This window comes from Streptomyces sp. NPDC060028 (genome assembly GCF_042736725.1).
In the GTDB taxonomy this organism is placed as follows: domain Bacteria; phylum Actinomycetota; class Actinomycetes; order Streptomycetales; family Streptomycetaceae; genus Streptomyces.
The window spans coordinates 81,964-97,788 of record NZ_JBHWVJ010000019.1 but is presented as its reverse complement, the minus strand read 5'-3'; the positions used below and the strand labels follow the sequence as shown (position 1 = coordinate 97,788).

Here is a 15,825-nt window from a genome sequence, read left to right as displayed (position 1 = left end):
CCGGGCGCCCGCGCGCGGGCGTGCCGCCGGGTGCGGGTGTTCCGCCGGGCGCGGGCGCGGGTGCGGGCGACGGGCCCGGTGCGGGCGTTCCGCCGGGTGCGGTGGCCGGCGCCGGGGTGCCGCCGGGTGCGGGCGTCGGCGCCAGATGGGGCGTCGGGGTGCTGTCGGCCCCGGGCAGGGGGCTGGGCGCGGCTGTGCGGCTCCGCGCGGGGGCCGGGCCGAGTGTGCTGCCCGGGGCGGGCGTCGGTATCGCCTCGGCTGCGGGCGCCGGCGGGGTGGCGGGGGCCGGGCCGTCGGCGGCGGTGTTGCCCGGCGTGGGCGGGGCCGTGCTGCCCTGGGCGGGTGTGCCTGCGGCTGCGGGCGGCGACGGGGTGGCCGGGGCCGGGCCGTCCGCGGTGGTGTTGCCCGGTGTGGGCAACGAGTTGGGCGGGGGCGTGCTGCCCTGGGCGGGTGTGCCTGCGGCTGCGGGCGGCGGCGGGGTGGCCGGGGCCGGGCCGTCCGCGGTGGTGTTGCCCGGTGTGGGCGGCGGGTTGGGCGGGGGCGTGCTGCCCGGGGCGGGTGTGCCTGCGGCCGTGGGCGGCGGGGTGGCCGGGGTTGGGGCGTCTTCGGGGGTCGGCAGTGGGCCGGGTGTGGGCGGCGTCATGACCGGGGGCCTGTCAGGAGGGGCTTCGTTCGGGACAGGGCTTCGTCGAGGGTGCGCAGGGTGGCGTAGGCGTCGGGGGTGCCCGGGCGGGCGCCGTAGGTGACCTCGTCGAAGGTGCGGGCCGCGGCGCGGAGTTCGGCCGTGTGGGCCGGGAGCGAGACGGCGGCTTCGGCGGCGGCCTCGTCGGCGGTGCGGCCCGGGCGGGGGTCGAGGAGGGTGCGTTCCTCCAGGGCGCGGACGACGGCGCGCATGCGTTCCTGTACGGCTTCGGTCCAGCGGCCCGCGGTGGCGTGGGCTTCGGCGGCGGCGCGGTGGTCGGCGGCGCTGCGGATGCCCTCGTCGAAGAGGTGGCCGTGGCCGCCGGCGGTGCGGCGGGGGGTGCCGAGGCGCCACCACAGGGCGGTGGCCGCCAGGGCGACGAGGACGGCGATGGCGACCAGGCCCAGGGTGCCGCCCGGGGCGGACCCGGAGGCGCGGTCGAAGAGGTCGCCGACCCACTCCCAGAACCGGTTCATGGCGCGCTGGAGCAGGCCCGGGTCGTTCTGGTGGTACACCGGCTTCGACAGTTCGCGCTCGGCCGCCTCGCGGGCCGCGTCGCGCCCCGGCGTCACCGGCCCCCCCGTACGCGTCATCCCCGCATCATCCCCGCATCAGCCTCCGGCCCCCGCCGGCGGTGGCGTGGCGGCCGTTCCGTGGTTCGCGCCGTGGTTCTCCAGGCCCGCGGCCCGGGCGAGCTCCAGGTCGAGCGCCTCGCGGCGGATGCGCTGGTCGACGTAGAGCAGGACGGTGACGCCGGACTGCATCGGCATGGTGATCGTCAGCGCGATGACCACGCCGATCGCCGTGAGGATCAGGTAGCCCCAGCCGGCCTCACCGGTGCCGTCGGCGAGCGCGCCGATGTCGCCGCCGAAGAGGGCCAGGCCCAGTGCGGTCAGCGGGAACACGATGATCCCGGAGAGGAAGGCGGTGATCAGCTGGGTGAGCGCGGTGATGCCGAAGATGCGCCACCAGGAGCCGCGGACCAGCTTCCAGGACCGGGCGAGGGCCTTGGAGACCGAGGCCTTCTCGAGCATCAGGGCGGGCGAGGACAGGCTGAGGGCGGTCCAGAGCCAGACGACCATCCCGAGGCCCGCGAAGACGCCGAGGAGGCCGAGGCCGTAGCTGCCGAGGAGGATGCCGGGCAGGACCAGTACGCCGATCAGCAGGATCGCGCCGAGCATCAGGATCAGGGTCAGGCCGAGCAGCCTCGGCAGCTGCGGGCGGGCGTCGCGCCAGGCGGCGCCGATGGACGAGGCGTTGCCGAGCACCGCCCGGCTGAAGATCATCGTGAGCATCGCGGTGGCCACGATGGAGCCGACGAGCTGGATGAACAGGTCCGCGCCCGAGGCGAGCAGGGAGCCGCTGAGGGTGTCGAAGGCCTCGGTCATGGTCGTCGGCTGCGAGCTGACGTCGAACTCGGACAGCGCGTACTTCTGCGTGAGCAGGCTGAACAGCTGCACGACCGTGGCCACGACCAGGGTGATCGGCAGGACCGAGCGCCAGTGCTTGCGCATGGTGGCCACCGCGCCGTCGAGGATCTCGCCCACGCCGAGCGGGCGCAGCGGGATCACACCGGGCTTGGCGGCCGCGGGCTTGCCCCAGTGGGCGCCGGGGCCGCCCGGATAGCCGTACTGGCCCGCGTACTGGGAGCCCTGCTGTCCGCCCTGCTGCCCGCCGTACGATCCCCAGCCCGCCCCCTGCTGCGGTCGCGGCGGCGTGGTCGGGCTGGTGGCACCGGCGCCGGGGGTTTCCGAGCTGCTGCCGGGGCTCGACCACTGGCCGGGCGGAGGCTGCTCGGCCGACCACTTCGGGTCACCGGCAGGCTGCGCGGGCTGCGTGGGAGGCTGTGTGCCGCCTGCGCCCTCCGCCCCCTGACCACCGTCGGACGGGGAGGATCCGGGCGTAGCCCAGCCCGGAGAGTCGTTCATCGTCGCTCCTTCACGTGCACTGCGGGGGAGGCGGGGCGCATGGTCCGCCAGTCATCGTGCCATGTGAGAACGTCATACGGACCAGCCGTCCCCCATCCATGGCCGCCCGCACCCTTCAATTGTCGCGCGGATCCGGGGCAGACTGGTCGCTCTGATCACCACGCAGGTCCGAGGGTCGATTTCCAGCCCCTTTGGCTGTGGGACAGCTCACCGCCGGGTAACGATTAGCTAATGGGATGATGTCAACCATGAAGGGACGCGTCCTTGTCGTCGACGACGACACCGCGCTGGCCGAGATGCTCGGCATTGTGCTGCGTGGAGAAGGTTTTGAGCCGTCGTTCGTAGCGGACGGTGACAAGGCACTTGCTGCCTTCCGGGAGGCGAAGCCGGACCTGGTGCTGCTCGACCTCATGCTGCCCGGACGGGACGGCATAGAGGTGTGCAGGCTGATCCGGGCCGAGTCCGGCGTGCCGATCGTCATGCTCACGGCCAAGAGCGACACGGTCGACGTCGTCGTGGGCCTGGAGTCCGGGGCCGACGACTACATCGTCAAGCCGTTCAAGCCCAAGGAGCTGGTGGCCCGCATCCGGGCCCGCCTGCGCCGGTCGGAGGAGCCCGCGCCCGAGCAGCTGGCCATCGGTGACCTGGTCATCGACGTGGCCGGGCACTCGGTCAAGCGGGACGGTGCCTCCATCGCCCTGACCCCGCTCGAGTTCGACCTGCTGGTCGCCCTTGCGCGCAAGCCCTGGCAGGTGTTCACCCGCGAGGTGCTGCTGGAGCAGGTCTGGGGCTACCGGCACGCTGCGGACACCCGCCTGGTCAACGTGCACGTACAGCGCCTGCGCTCCAAGGTCGAGAAGGATCCGGAGCGCCCCGAGATCGTCGTGACGGTGCGCGGTGTCGGCTACAAGGCCGGACCGAGCTGACGTGCAGCCCGGCACGCCCCGCAGCGGTTCCCGCCGGGGACCCCTGCGGGGCGGCCGGGTGCTCCGTCACGTCGCGGACGGAGCACCGGGTGGCCCCCTGCTGCGGCTGTTCGTACGCCTCGTACGACGGCCGCTGCTTCCGGCTGTCCGGATCTGGCGGCGCAACATCCAGCTCCGGGTGGTCGCGGCCACCCTGCTGATGTCACTGGCCGTGGTCCTCGCCCTCGGCTTCGTCGTCATCGCCCAGGTCAGCAAGGGCCTCCTCGACGCCAAGGAGGAGGCCGCGCAGAGCCAGGCCGCGGGAGGGTTCGCGGTCGCACAGGAGAAGGCCAACGCCCCCGCGACGGTCGACGGGCCCGACGCCACCGACAACAAGGTCGGCCGGGACGCCAGCACCTGGATGAACTCCCTGGTCAAACAGCTCGCCAGTGGCGGGCAGACCGCCTTCGAGGTCGCCGCGCTCGGGGCCGGCACCGGCACCGGCGAGGAGCAGCCCCCCGGCCGCGCGCCCGGGGTCCGCGGTGCCCGAGCCTCCGGCAACGTCGACCCGACGGCGAGCGTCCCGCTCTCCCTGCGCCGGGCCGTCAACCACGCCACCGGCGCCTACAAGGGCTTCGCCCAGATCCGCTACACCACCGGCGCCGGGGAGAAGACCCCCGAGCCCGCCCTGGTCATCGGCAAGCGCCTCACCGACATCAACGGCGAGCCGTACGACCTGTACTACCTCTTCCCGCTGACGCAGGAGGAGGAGTCCCTCAACCTGGTCAAGAGCACCATCGCCACCGCCGGCCTCTTCGTCGTGGTGCTGCTCAGCGCCATCGCCTGGCTGGTCGTACGCCAGATCGTGACCCCGGTGCGGATGGCCGCCGGGATCGCCGAGCGGCTCTCGGCGGGCCGCCTCCAGGAGCGGATGAAGGTCACCGGCGAGGACGACATCGCCCGCTTGGGCGAGGCCTTCAACAAGATGGCCCAAAACCTCCAGAACAAGATTCAGCAGCTGGAGGACCTGTCGCGGATGCAGCGCCGCTTCGTCTCCGACGTCTCCCACGAGCTGCGCACCCCGCTCACGACGGTACGGATGGCCGCCGACGTCATCCACGATGCCCGGGTCGACTTCGACCCCGTCACCGCGCGCTCGGCCGAGCTCCTCGCCGGGCAGCTCGACCGCTTCGAGTCGCTGCTCGCCGACCTGCTGGAGATCAGCCGGTTCGACGCGGGCGCCGCCGCGCTGGAGGCCGAGCCCATCGATCTGCGGGACGTCGTACGCCGCGTCATCGACGCCGCCGAGCCGCTCGCCGAGCACAAGGGCACCCGGATCCGGATCCTGGGCGACTCCCAGCCGGTCATAGCGGAGGCCGACGCCCGGCGCGTGGAGCGGGTGCTGCGCAACCTCGTCGTCAACGCCGTCGAGCACGGCGAGGGCCGCGACGTCGTGGTGCGGCTCGCGTCCGCGGGCGGGGCCGTCGCCGTGGCCGTACGGGACTACGGCGTCGGGCTCAAGCCCGGCGAGGCCACCCGTGTCTTCAACCGCTTCTGGCGGGCCGACCCGGCCCGGGCGCGCACGACCGGCGGTACGGGCCTGGGCCTGTCCATCGCCGTCGAGGACGCCCGGCTGCACGGCGGCTGGCTCCAGGCGTGGGGCGAGCCGGGGGGCGGTTCGCAGTTCCGCCTGACCCTGCCCCGCACCGCCGACGAGCCGCTGCGGGGCTCGCCCATCCCGCTGGAGCCCGAGGACTCGCGGGCCAACCGGGCCAGGGCCGTCGCGGACGCGGCGGCCACAGGGGCGCCCGTCAGGCCCGCGGAGCCCGCGGACCGCTCGCCGATACCGCCGCGGTCGCCCGTGGCCGGGGCGGCGGCGGTGCCCGCCGACCCGACGGCGCTGCCGGGCAGCGGGGCCCGGGTCGTGACGCGGCAGGCGGACCAGAGCGGCCCCGCCGAGCAGGGCGACCAGGAGAACGGAGCAGGTGGAGCGGATGGACGCTGAGACCCGGGCCGCGCGCGTGCGCGGCGTACGGAGCCCGCGCGGTCTGCGCACCCTGCTCGGGCCGCGGAGCCCGCGCGGCCTGCGGTCGTACGCCGCCCTGGGCGCGGTCGGGCTGCTGCTGGCCGGCTGCGCCTCCATGCCCGACCACGGTGAGATCCGGCCGGTGCAGGCCTCGCAGGGCGTGGACTCCCAGGTCCGCGTCTTCGGGGTACCGCCGGCCGACAAGGCCAGCCCGCAGGAGATCGTCGACGGCTTCCTGGAGGCCATGACCAGCGACGACCCGCAGCAGCAGACCGCCCGCAAGTACCTCACCGAGGAAGCCGCGAAGAACTGGAAGCCGGGCACGGCCGTCACCGTGCTCGCGGCCGGACTCGACCGGTTCTCCGTACAGGGCGAGAAGGATCCCGCGGGGCCCCGCTTCAAGGTGACGGGCAAACGGCTCGCCACGGTGGACGAGCGCAGCGCGTACCAGCCGGAGGCCGGCGGGCGGCGCTACGAGGAGTTCCTGCAGCTCGCGCAGGAGAACAAGCAGTGGCGGATCGCGACCCCGCCCAGCAGCCTCGTGCTGAGCCAGTCCGACTTCGAGCGCATGTACATGCCGGTCAACAAGTTCTACTTCGCGGGCAACACGCTCGTCGCCGATCCCGTCTACGTGCGCCAGCGCAGCGATCCCGACTCGCGGATGGACCCGACGACGCAGACCGTGCAGTCGCTGCTGGCGGGCCCGTCCAAGTGGCTGGGCCCGGTGGCCTCCTCCAGCTTCCCCACCGGAACGGAGCTGCGCGAGGGCACCAAGTCCCTTGCGTACGACGGCCAGAACACGCTGCGCGTGCCGCTCAACGACAAGGCCGACAACGTCGCGCAGCCGCAGTGCCAGAAGATGGCGACGCAACTCCTCTACACCGTCAAGGACCTGACGGGCAGCCAGCGGGTGGACCGGGTCGAACTGTTCCGTTCGGACAAGTCCTCGCTGTGCTCGGTGACCGAGGCGGGGGCGGCCGTGAACGCCAACCGGCCGCTGCCTCCGGAGCACCAGTACTACGTGGACGGCGAGTACCACCTCCAGCGGCTGAACCTCGACGCCAACAAGGAGGACCAGCAGGACCAGCCCGCGCTCGCTCCCGGACCGCTGGCGGCCAACCCCTCCTTCAAGGTGGGCACGGCGGGCGTGGCGTACGGCGAGAAGCGCGCGGCGGTGGTGTCGGAGGACGGCCGTGGCCTGTACGTGGTGAACCTGACGAACACCGGTCCCATGCCGCAGCCGCTGCTGACCAGCAAGGGCGCCAAGCCGAACGGACTGACCGCGCCCACCTGGGACGCGGCCGGGGACCTGTGGGTCGCCGACCAGGACCAGCAGAACCCGGCGCTGTGGCGCGTGCCCGGCGGCACCGGGACCCCCGAGAAGGTGCAGGTCGCCGGGCTCGACGGCGGGCGGATCACCGCGCTGAAGGCCTCCCCGGACGGGGTGCGCCTCGCGATGCTGGTGCAGGGGGAGGGCGGCAAGAACCTGTTCATCGGGCGGGTGGAGCGGCCCGACGCCAAGAGGGACGTTTCGGCGGTGTCGGTGCGCGAGCTGCGCCCGGCGGCCCCGCAGATGGCGGACGTGGACGCGATGAGCTGGGCGCCGCGGGGCCGGCTGCTGGTGGTGGGCCGGGAGAGCGGCGGGCTGGTGCAGGCCCGCTACATGCTGGCGGACGGCTCGATGGTGGCGGCCGGACTGCCCGGGGCGAGCGGGCTGAAGGCGGTCGCGGCGACCGAGGACGAGAAGAAGCCGGTGGTCGGGTCCTCGGACGAGGACGGGATCGTGTGGCTGCCGCCGGGGGCGCAGTGGCGCACGGTGGCGGCCGGCGGCAGGGCCCCGGTCTATCCGGGCTGACCCGGATCCGACCTGCGGTTTCCACCCCGGTCCGGAGTTGTCCACAGGGGTGGTGGCGCCGCGCCCGCCCGCGGCACAGTGGTGGCCATGCGGGGGTGGTGGCAGGAGCTCGCCGGGCTGGTCCTGCCGGTGGACTGCGCCGGCTGCGGCGCGGCCCGGGTGCTGCTGTGCGGTGGGTGCCGGTCGGCGCTGAGCGGGGCCGGGGCGCGGTGTGTACGGCCGTCTCCGTGCCCGGCGGGGCTGCCGCGGGTGTATGCCTCCGCCGCGTACGAGGGGGCCGTACGGGACGTCGTACTGGCCCACAAGGAGCGCGGGGCGCTCGCGCTGGCCGGAGCGCTGGGCGGGGCCCTGGCGGCAGCGGTCCGGGCGGGCGGTGCGGGTGGGGGTAGGGGCGGGGCGGGGGAGGTGGTCCTGGTCCCGGTGCCCTCCGCGCGGCGGCAGGTCCGGGCGCGCGGGCACGATCCGGCGCGGCGGATCGCGCTGGCGGCTTCGGCGCGGCTGCGCCGGGCGGGGGTTCGCGCGCGCGTGGCGCCCGTACTGCGGCTGCGGCGGGAGGTGGCCGACCAGGCGGGCCTGGGGGCCCGGGGGCGCCGGGAGAACCTCGCGGGGGCCCTGGAGGCCTGCCGGGGCGCGGCGCCGCTGACGGCGGGGGCGGCTCGGATCGTGCTCGTCGACGACCTGATGACCACCGGAGCCACTCTCGCGGAGGCGGCGCGGGCGCTGCGCGCGGCGGACATCGGTCCGGTGACGGGCGCGGCGGTGGTCGCCGTTCCCGTGAACTCGTTCGATCGGATCCGGTCCGCGACTCGTACAGGGCAAAAAAGTTGTGAATAGATTTGGAACCGGAGGGGAAGGCGCATCGTTGCAGGTAGTAAGAGGGAAGTGCCACCTGAACGGAGGTACGTTCCGGTAGCGGGTGCCGACAACCGGCATAGAGGGATATGTTCGGTTGTGAGGAACTGGCGAGCCTTGGGCCCCACGCATCGGATCGCACGTTTCGAATGTTTCGGATCCTTCGTGTCAGAGGCTGTCTCTCGACTCCGAAGTCGGTGGGGTGTAGATCTTGCCGATGGGGGAGGAGGAGGTGAAAGTCGCCAAGTCCGAGGCTCCGGTGTTCACCGGAGTCTGGTGCGAAAGGGAGACGCTTCGCCCCTGAGGCGGAGCTATCCGGGAACGGAGTTCTGCGTGGACATCGTCGTCAAGGGCCGCAAGACCGAGGTGCCCGACCGGTTCCGCAAGCACGTGGCCGAGAAGCTGAATCCGGAGCGGATCCAGAAGCTCGACGCCAAGGTGATCAGCTTGGACGTCGAGGTGTCCAAGGAGCACAACCCGCGCCAGGCCGACCGTTCCGACCGCGTGGAGATCACCCTGCGCTCGCGGGGCCCGGTGATCCGTGCCGAAGCCGCCGCCGCCGACCCGTACGCGGCGCTCGACCTCGCACAGGACAAGCTGGAGGCCCGGCTGCGCAAGCAGCACGACAAGCGCCACACCCGCCGCGGCGCCGGCCGCCTCTCGGCGGCGGAGGTCGCCGACGTGGTGCCGGACGCCGCGACCCTGAACGGCAACGGCGAGCCGGTCTCCGAGGAGAAGGCGGGCGCGATCCCGACCACCCGCATCGGGTCGCTGGAGGTACAGGGCGAAGGCCCCCTCGTGGTCCGCGAGAAGACCCACTCGGCCGCACCCATGTCGCTCGACCAGGCTCTGTACGAGATGGAGCTGGTCGGCCACGACTTCTACCTCTTCGTCGACTCCGACACCAAGATGCCCAGCGTCGTCTACCGGCGCCACGGCTACGACTACGGCGTGATCCACCTCAACGCCGACACGGCGTCCAGCTCGGGTGAGCTCGACGGCGCGGGCGCGGGCGGTGCGCTCGGCGGCTGACGCCGGGCACGGTTTCGCGTGGTGCCCCCGTCGGACGCTTCGGCGTTCGCGGGGGCACCCGTATGACTTGTATCAGTCGGCCGGTATCCGCCGGCTCCCCGTACGGTCGTGTGGGCATGGAATCATGGCGGTCAGTCAACCGGCGGCCGCCCCCGTCGGATTGGCCCACAGCTCAGCACATGCGGTGCAGGGGGAGGAACGATGGCGGACAGCTTCGGGCCGGTGCGTGGTGACGACGGTGCGGGCTGCCGTGGAGGGGAGCCGGCGGGAGAGCCGGCCGGGGAACCGATCCGGGTGCTCGTGGTCGACGACCACGCGCTGTTCCGGCGCGGCCTGGAGATCGTGCTCGCGCAGGAGGAGGACATCCAGGTCGTCGGCGAGGCCGGGGACGGCGCGGAGGCGGTGGACAAGGCGGCCGACCTGCTGCCGGACATCGTGCTGATGGACGTACGGATGCCCAGGCGCGGCGGGATCGAGGCGTGCACGTCCATCAAGGAGGTGGCGCCCTCCGCGAAGATCATCATGCTGACGATCAGCGACGAGGAGGCCGACCTCTACGACGCGATCAAGGCGGGTGCGACGGGGTACCTGCTGAAGGAGATCTCGACGGACGAGGTTGCGACGGCGATCCGCGCGGTGGCGGACGGGCAGTCGCAGATCAGCCCGTCCATGGCGTCGAAGCTGCTGACCGAGTTCAAGTCGATGATCCAGCGCACCGACGAGCGGCGGCTGGTGCCGGCGCCGCGGCTGACGGACCGGGAGCTGGAGGTCCTGAAGCTGGTGGCCACCGGCATGAACAACCGGGACATCGCCAAGGAGCTGTTCATCTCCGAGAACACCGTGAAGAACCACGTGCGCAACATCCTGGAGAAGCTGCAACTGCACTCCAGGATGGAGGCGGTGGTCTACGCGATGCGCGAGAAGATCCTGGAGATCCGTTAGCCGCCTCTGGCCGTGAGCGTGTGCAGCGCCGTCGCCGGGGCCCTGCCCCCGGACCCCCGCGCCTCACACGCCGGCGGGGCTGGATCCGCCGGGCAGGGCCAAAACGCCTGGGCTACGCGCCCAGTGCCGTCAGCTCGGCCGTGACCGCCGCGGATTCCGCGGGTGAGCCCGCGCGCTCGACGCGGACGGAGTCGCACCCCACCCACCGGGCGGCCTCCCACAGGGCCTCGGCCATGGCCCCGGCGGCCTTCGGGGACGTCAGGGAGAGCTGGCGGGCCACCAGGGTGGTGCCCTCGCGGCCGGGGTCGACGCGGCCCTGGAGCCGGCCGCCGGCCAGCAGCGGCATCGCGAAGTAGCCGTGTATCCGCCTGGGCTTGGGGACGTACGCCTCCAGGCGGTGCGTGAAGCCGAAGATCCGCTCGGTGCGCGGCCGGTCCCAGACCAGTGAGTCGAACGGGGACAGGAGGGTCGTGCGGTGGCGGCCGCGCGGCGCGGTCGCGAGGGCCGCGGGGTCGGCCCAGGCCGGCTTGGACCAGCCCTCGACCTCGACCGGGACCAGCCCGGAGTCCTCGACCACGGCGTCGAACTCCTCGCCCTTGAGGCGGTGGTAGTCCGCGATGTCGGCGCGGGTGCCGACGCCGAGGGACCGGCCGGCGAGGGCGACGAGGCGCCGCAGGCACTCGCGGTCGTCCAGGTCGTCGTGGAGCAGCGCGTCGGGGACGGCCCGCTCGGGCAGGTCGTAGACCCGCTTCCAGCCGCGGCGCTCGCTGCACACCACCTCGCCGGTGTCGAGCAGCCACTCCACCGCGATCTTGGTCTCGGACCACTCGAACCACTCGCCGCCGTTCTTGGCGCCGCCCAGCTCGGTGGAGGTCAGCGGGCCGTCGGCCCGGAGCCGGTCGAGGACCGCCTTCGTCGAGCGCTCCTTGTCCTGCAGGACGTGCCAGCGGTGGCCGCGCGCGCGGCGGGCGCGGCGGCGGAAGGCGAAGTGCGGCCATTCCTCGATGGGCAGGATGCAGGCCGCGTGCGACCAGTACTCGAAGGCGTGCCGGTCCGACCAGTAGGCCTGCTCCACCGCGGTCCGGCCGACGGCGCCCAGACGTGCGTACGGGATGAGCTCGTGCGAGCGGGCCAGCACGGAGATCGTGTCGAGCTGGACGGCGCCCAGGTGCCGCAGCACGCCGCGGACCCCGCCCTTGCGGTCGGGCGCCCCGAGGAAGCCCTGCGCGCGCAGGGCGATCCGGCGGGCCTCGTCGGCGGACAGGGACACGGTCGGCGGCGGCAGGCTCATGCGCCGAAGCCTAGGCGGCGCCACTGACATTGACAGGAGCTTCAGCGGGCTCGTACGGGAGGCGGGAGGGCAGGCCCAGGTCCGAGGGGAGCAGGGCGCCGGCCCAGCAGTCCAGCAGCGTGCCGTCGTGTTCCATGCCGGCGCGCTGGACGCCCTCGATCAGGAAGCCCGCCTTCTCGGCGACGGCGCGGGAGCCGTCGTTGGCGACGGCGGCGCGCCAGACCAGCCGTACGACGCCCGCCTCGGTGCATGCCCAGCGGACGGCGGCCCGCAGGGCTTCGGTCATGTAGCCGCGGCCCCGGTGCGCGGCGACGGTCCAGTACCCGATCTCGTGGGTGTGCGAACCCGTCCGGTGCACGGCGAGCGTGGCGACGAGCGGGCCGTCGGCCCCGAGCCGTACGGCGAAGTTGTACGCGGTGTCCTCACGCCATCCGGCCGGGACGGTCTGCGTCACGTAGGTCTGCGCGTGGGCGGGCTCGTACGGGACGGGCACCGAGATCCAGCGCTGGATCTCGGGGTCCTGGCAGGCGGAGTGCACCTCGGCGGCGTCCTCGGGGGTGTGGGGGCGCAGCACGAGGCGTTCGGTGGTCAGCGTGATCGGCTTCATGGGCCCTGATCCTGTCGGTCGGCTAGTCGGCGGCCGACGGCAGGTACGGCAGCGCGGGGGTCAGGCCCAGGTCGCAGGGGAGCAGGGCGCCCACCCAGGAGTCGCGTACGGTGCCGGCGCGGTGCAGGGAGGCCCGCAGGAGTCCCTCGACGCGGAAGCCGGCCTTCTCGGCGACGGCTCGCGAGGCGGCGTTGCCGACCTCGGCGCGCCATTCCAGGCGTACGGCGCCCAGGCCGGTGAAGGCCCAGCGGGCGACGGCGGTCACGGCCTCGGTCATGAAGCCCTGCCCGCGGTGTTCCTTGGCCGCCCAGTAGCCGATCTCGTACGAGTCCGTCCCGAAGGCCTCGTGCACGTGGACGCCGACGGCCGCGACCAGCGGGCCGCCGGAGCCGAGGCGGACGGCGAAGGAGTAGCCGGTGTCGTCGCGCCAGCCGCCGGGGACCAGCTCGCCCACGAAGCTGTGGGCGTGCGCGCGTTCGTACGGGGAGGGAACCATCGTCCAGCGCTGGATCTCGGGGTCCTGGCAGATGGCGAAGACCTCGTCCTCGTCGGCCGGGCCGAAGGGGCGCAGGTCCAGTCGGGCGGTGTTCAGTGTGGTGGGCTCCATGGGGTGATTCTGGTTCGCCGCTGCGCCGGGGGCGAACACTTTTCATCTGCCCCGGCACCTTCGGCGGCTCTCGAACGTTCTCATTCAGGGCGCCCGTGCCCTGTGGATGGTGCGGACCTCCCGACGCGACCGCGTCCTCGCTTACGATGGCCGTTGCGGTGGGGCCCACCCTCCGTGCCCGTGTACGAAACAGTGCCAGGCCCGACCGGCAAGGAGACAAACCTCGGTGTCCGTCTTCAACAAGCTCATGCGTGCAGGCGAAGGCAAGATCCTGCGCAAACTGCACCGCATCGCGGACCAGGTCAACTCCATCGAAGAGGACTTCGTCAACCTCTCCGACGCCGAGTTGCGTGCGCTCACGGACGAGTACAAGCAGCGCTACCAGGACGGCGAGAGCCTGGACGACCTGCTGCCCGAGGCCTTCGCGACCGTTCGCGAGGCCGCCAAGCGCGTCCTCGGGCAGCGGCACTACGACGTCCAGATCATGGGCGGCGCGGCGCTGCACCTCGGCTACGTCGCCGAGATGAAGACCGGTGAGGGCAAGACCCTCGTCGGAACGCTTCCCGCCTACCTGAACGCGCTGTCCGACAAGGGCGTCCACCTGATCACGGTGAACGACTACCTGGCCGAGCGCGACTCCGAGATGATGGGCCGGGTGCACAAGTTCCTCGGCCTGGAGGTCGGCTGCATCCTGGCGAACATGTCGCCCGCGCAGCGCCGGGAGCAGTACGCCGCGGACATCACGTACGGCACGAACAACGAGTTCGGCTTCGACTACCTGCGCGACAACATGGCGTGGTCGCAGGACGAGCTGGTCCAGCGCGGCCACAACTTCGCCGTGGTCGACGAGGTCGACTCGATCCTCGTCGACGAGGCCCGTACCCCGCTGATCATCTCCGGCCCGGCCGACCAGGCCACGAAGTGGTACGGCGACTTCGCGAAGCTGGTCACCCGCCTGAAGAAGGGCGAGCCGGGCCAGCCGCTGAAGGGCATCGAGGAGACCGGCGACTACGAGGTCGACGAGAAGAAGCGCACGGTCGCCATCCACGAGACGGGTGTCGCCAAGGTCGAGGACTGGCTCGGCATCGAGAACCTCTACGAGTCGGTGAACACCCCGCTCGTCGGTTACCTGAACAACGCCATCAAGGCGAAGGAACTGTTCAAGAAGGACAAGGACTACGTCGTCATCGACGGCGAGGTCATGATCGTCGACGAGCACACCGGCCGTATCCTCGCCGGCCGCCGCTACAACGAGGGCATGCACCAGGCGATCGAGGCGAAGGAAGGGGTGGACATCAAGGACGAGAACCAGACCCTCGCCACGATCACCCTGCAGAACTTCTTCCGCCTGTACTCGAAGCTGTCGGGCATGACCGGTACGGCCATGACCGAGGCCGCCGAGTTCCACCAGATCTACAAGCTCGGTGTCGTCCCGATCCCGACCAACCGCGACATGGTCCGCAAGGACCAGGCGGACCTGATCTACCGCACCGAGGTCGCGAAGTTCGCCGCCGTCGTCGACGACATCGCGGAGAAGCACGAGAAGGGCCAGCCGATCCTCGTCGGTACGACGTCGGTCGAGAAGTCCGAGTACCTCTCGCAGCAGCTCTCCAAGCGCGGCATCCCCCACGAGGTGCTGAACGCGAAGCAGCACGAGCGCGAGGCCTCGATCGTCGCGCAGGCCGGCCGCCGCGGCGCCGTCACGGTCGCCACGAACATGGCCGGCCGCGGTACCGACATCAAGCTCGGCGGCAACCCCGACGACCTGGCCGAGGCCGAGCTGCGCCAGCGCGGCCTGGACCCGGAGGAGCACATCGAGGAGTGGGCGCACGCCCTGCCCGAGGCGCTCGTCAGGGCCGAGGCGGCCGTCAAGGCCGAGTTCGAAGAGGTCAAGGAGCTCGGCGGCCTGTACGTGCTGGGCACCGAGCGGCACGAGTCGCGCCGTATCGACAACCAGCTGCGCGGCCGCTCCGGCCGACAGGGCGACCCGGGCGAGTCCCGTTTCTACCTGTCGCTCGGCGATGACCTGATGCGGCTGTTCAAGGCGCAGATGGTCGAGCGCGTCATGTCGATGGCGAACGTGCCGGACGACGTGCCGATCGAGAACAAGATGGTGACGCGCGCGATCGCGTCGGCCCAGTCGCAGGTCGAGACCCAGAACTTCGAGACGCGCAAGAACGTCCTGAAGTACGACGAGGTGCTCAACAACCAGCGCACGGTCATCTACGCGGAGCGCCGCCGCGTCCTGGAGGGCGAGGACCTCCAGGATCAGATCCGCCACATGATGGACGACACGATCGACGCCTACATCACGGCCGAGACGGTCGAGGGCTTCGCCGAGGAGTGGGACCTGGAGCGCCTGTGGGGCGCCTTCCGGCAGCTCTACCCGGTGAAGGTCACCATCGAGGAGCTGGAGGAGGCCGCGGGCGACCGCGCGGGCATCACCGCCGAGTTCATCGCGGAGTCCGTCAAGGACGACATCCACGAGCAGTACGAGGCGCGCGAGAAGCAGCTCGGCTCCGAGATCATGCGCGAGCTCGAGCGGCGCGTGGTGCTGTCGGTGCTGGACCGCAAGTGGCGTGAGCACCTGTACGAGATGGACTACCTGCAGGAGGGCATCGGCCTGCGGGCGATGGCCCAGAAGGACCCGCTGGTGGAGTACCAGCGCGAGGGCTTCGACATGTTCAACGCCATGCAGGAGGGCATCAAGGAGGAGTCGGTCGGCTACCTGTTCAACCTGGAGGTCCAGGTCGAGCAGCACGTCGAGGAGCTCCCGGTACAGGATGCCGCGCCGGCGGCGGTGCGTCCGGAGATCCGTGCGAAGGGTCTGGACGCTCCGCAGCGGCCGGACCGGCTGCACTTCTCCGCTCCCACGGTGGACGGTGAGGGCGGCGTGGTCGAGGGCGACTTCGACGCGGACGAGGCCGGCGACGGCGACGGGATGACGCGGGCGGAGCGGCGCAAGGCGCAGAAGGCCTCCGGCGGGCGTCGCCGTAAGAAGTAGCCCTGCTGTGAGAAGCAGCCCTGCTGGGCTTGCGTGACCCCGCCGGGGCCGGACACCGTACGTGGTGTCCGGCCCCGGCGGCGTCGTGTGTGCC

Annotated in this window: 12 protein-coding genes and 1 pseudogene; 7 read left to right on the top strand and 6 right to left on the bottom strand. The window is 72.2% G+C overall.

All coding sequences use genetic code 11. The annotated features are described in order from the left end of the window. From ACFWBF_RS12805 to ACFWBF_RS12795, 3 genes and pseudogenes are all read right to left on the bottom strand, one after another. Positions 1–643, bottom strand: a pseudogene (locus tag ACFWBF_RS12805) (hypothetical protein); the annotation flags it as partial. After that, complete coding sequence (locus ACFWBF_RS12800) at positions 640–1,275, bottom strand: DUF4129 domain-containing protein (RefSeq protein ID WP_385599519.1); 636 nt, start codon at positions 1,273–1,275, stop codon at positions 640–642. The gene ACFWBF_RS12800 and the pseudogene ACFWBF_RS12805, both read right to left, overlap by 4 nt. Before the next feature lie 18 nt (positions 1,276–1,293). After that, a complete protein-coding gene (locus ACFWBF_RS12795) occupies positions 1,294–2,610 on the bottom strand; it encodes a hypothetical protein (RefSeq protein ID WP_385599516.1) in 1,317 nt (438 codons plus the stop codon). A gap of 236 nt (positions 2,611–2,846) precedes the next feature. Between ACFWBF_RS12795 and mtrA the strand changes: the two genes are divergently transcribed. The 6 genes from mtrA (at position 2,847) to ACFWBF_RS12765 (ending at position 10,222) form a co-directional block, all read left to right on the top strand. Further along, entirely contained in the window at positions 2,847–3,536 is a 690-nt protein-coding gene (gene mtrA / locus ACFWBF_RS12790) for a two-component system response regulator MtrA (RefSeq protein ID WP_189747360.1), read from the top strand. Continuing rightward, positions 3,508–5,520, top strand: a complete 2,013-nt coding sequence (mtrB, locus tag ACFWBF_RS12785) for an MtrAB system histidine kinase MtrB (RefSeq protein ID WP_385599513.1) — start codon at positions 3,508–3,510, stop codon at positions 5,518–5,520. Before mtrA ends, mtrB begins: the two co-directional genes overlap by 29 nt. Continuing rightward, positions 5,510–7,396: an LpqB family beta-propeller domain-containing protein gene (locus ACFWBF_RS12780; RefSeq protein ID WP_385599510.1), complete on the top strand. Its 1,887-nt coding sequence runs from the start codon at positions 5,510–5,512 to the stop codon at positions 7,394–7,396. The genes mtrB and ACFWBF_RS12780 overlap by 11 nt, the downstream gene beginning before the upstream one ends. A gap of 87 nt (positions 7,397–7,483) precedes the next feature. Beyond that, positions 7,484–8,230 carry a ComF family protein gene (locus tag ACFWBF_RS12775; RefSeq protein WP_385599507.1) on the top strand — a complete coding sequence of 249 codons (747 nt, stop codon included), beginning with the start codon at positions 7,484–7,486 and terminating at the stop codon, positions 8,228–8,230. Positions 8,231–8,581: 351 nt separating this feature from the next. Continuing rightward, positions 8,582–9,280, top strand: a complete 699-nt coding sequence (gene hpf / locus ACFWBF_RS12770) for a ribosome hibernation-promoting factor, HPF/YfiA family (RefSeq protein WP_385599504.1) — start codon at positions 8,582–8,584, stop codon at positions 9,278–9,280. Between the two features lie 201 nt (positions 9,281–9,481). Continuing rightward, positions 9,482–10,222, top strand: a complete 741-nt coding sequence (locus ACFWBF_RS12765) for a response regulator (RefSeq protein WP_385235103.1) — start codon at positions 9,482–9,484, stop codon at positions 10,220–10,222. A 112-nt stretch (positions 10,223–10,334) separates the two neighbouring features. Here ACFWBF_RS12765 and ACFWBF_RS12760 read toward each other — a convergent pair whose 3' ends face one another. From ACFWBF_RS12760 to ACFWBF_RS12750, 3 genes are read right to left on the bottom strand one after another with little or no spacing between them, the layout of a single operon-like run. Continuing rightward, positions 10,335–11,513 (bottom strand): winged helix-turn-helix domain-containing protein, encoded by a 1,179-nt coding sequence (locus ACFWBF_RS12760; RefSeq protein ID WP_385599501.1) that lies wholly within the window; start codon positions 11,511–11,513, stop codon positions 10,335–10,337. A 10-nt stretch (positions 11,514–11,523) separates the two neighbouring features. Next, complete coding sequence (locus ACFWBF_RS12755) at positions 11,524–12,120, bottom strand: GNAT family N-acetyltransferase (protein WP_385599498.1); 597 nt, start codon at positions 12,118–12,120, stop codon at positions 11,524–11,526. A gap of 22 nt (positions 12,121–12,142) precedes the next feature. Beyond that, complete coding sequence (locus ACFWBF_RS12750; RefSeq protein ID WP_385599495.1) at positions 12,143–12,727, bottom strand: GNAT family N-acetyltransferase; 585 nt, start codon at positions 12,725–12,727, stop codon at positions 12,143–12,145. A 226-nt stretch (positions 12,728–12,953) separates the two neighbouring features. Between ACFWBF_RS12750 and secA the strand changes: the two genes are divergently transcribed. After that, positions 12,954–15,731 (top strand): preprotein translocase subunit SecA, encoded by a 2,778-nt coding sequence (gene secA / locus ACFWBF_RS12745; RefSeq protein WP_385599492.1) that lies wholly within the window; start codon positions 12,954–12,956, stop codon positions 15,729–15,731. Positions 15,732–15,825 lie beyond the last annotated feature (94 nt).

Coding starts and splice junctions, on each gene's coding strand:
- ACFWBF_RS12800 (WP_385599519.1), bottom strand. CDS start 1,275: ATGACGCGTACGGGGGGGCCGGTGACGCCGGGGCGCGACGCGGCCCGC.
- ACFWBF_RS12795 (WP_385599516.1), bottom strand. CDS start 2,610: ATGAACGACTCTCCGGGCTGGGCTACGCCCGGATCCTCCCCGTCCGAC.
- mtrA (WP_189747360.1), top strand. CDS start 2,847: ATGATGTCAACCATGAAGGGACGCGTCCTTGTCGTCGACGACGACACC.
- ACFWBF_RS12780 (WP_385599510.1), top strand. CDS start 5,510: ATGGACGCTGAGACCCGGGCCGCGCGCGTGCGCGGCGTACGGAGCCCG.
- ACFWBF_RS12775 (WP_385599507.1), top strand. CDS start 7,484: ATGCGGGGGTGGTGGCAGGAGCTCGCCGGGCTGGTCCTGCCGGTGGAC.
- ACFWBF_RS12765 (WP_385235103.1), top strand. CDS start 9,482: ATGGCGGACAGCTTCGGGCCGGTGCGTGGTGACGACGGTGCGGGCTGC.
- ACFWBF_RS12760 (WP_385599501.1), bottom strand. CDS start 11,513: ATGAGCCTGCCGCCGCCGACCGTGTCCCTGTCCGCCGACGAGGCCCGC.
- ACFWBF_RS12755 (WP_385599498.1), bottom strand. CDS start 12,120: ATGAAGCCGATCACGCTGACCACCGAACGCCTCGTGCTGCGCCCCCAC.
- ACFWBF_RS12750 (WP_385599495.1), bottom strand. CDS start 12,727: ATGGAGCCCACCACACTGAACACCGCCCGACTGGACCTGCGCCCCTTC.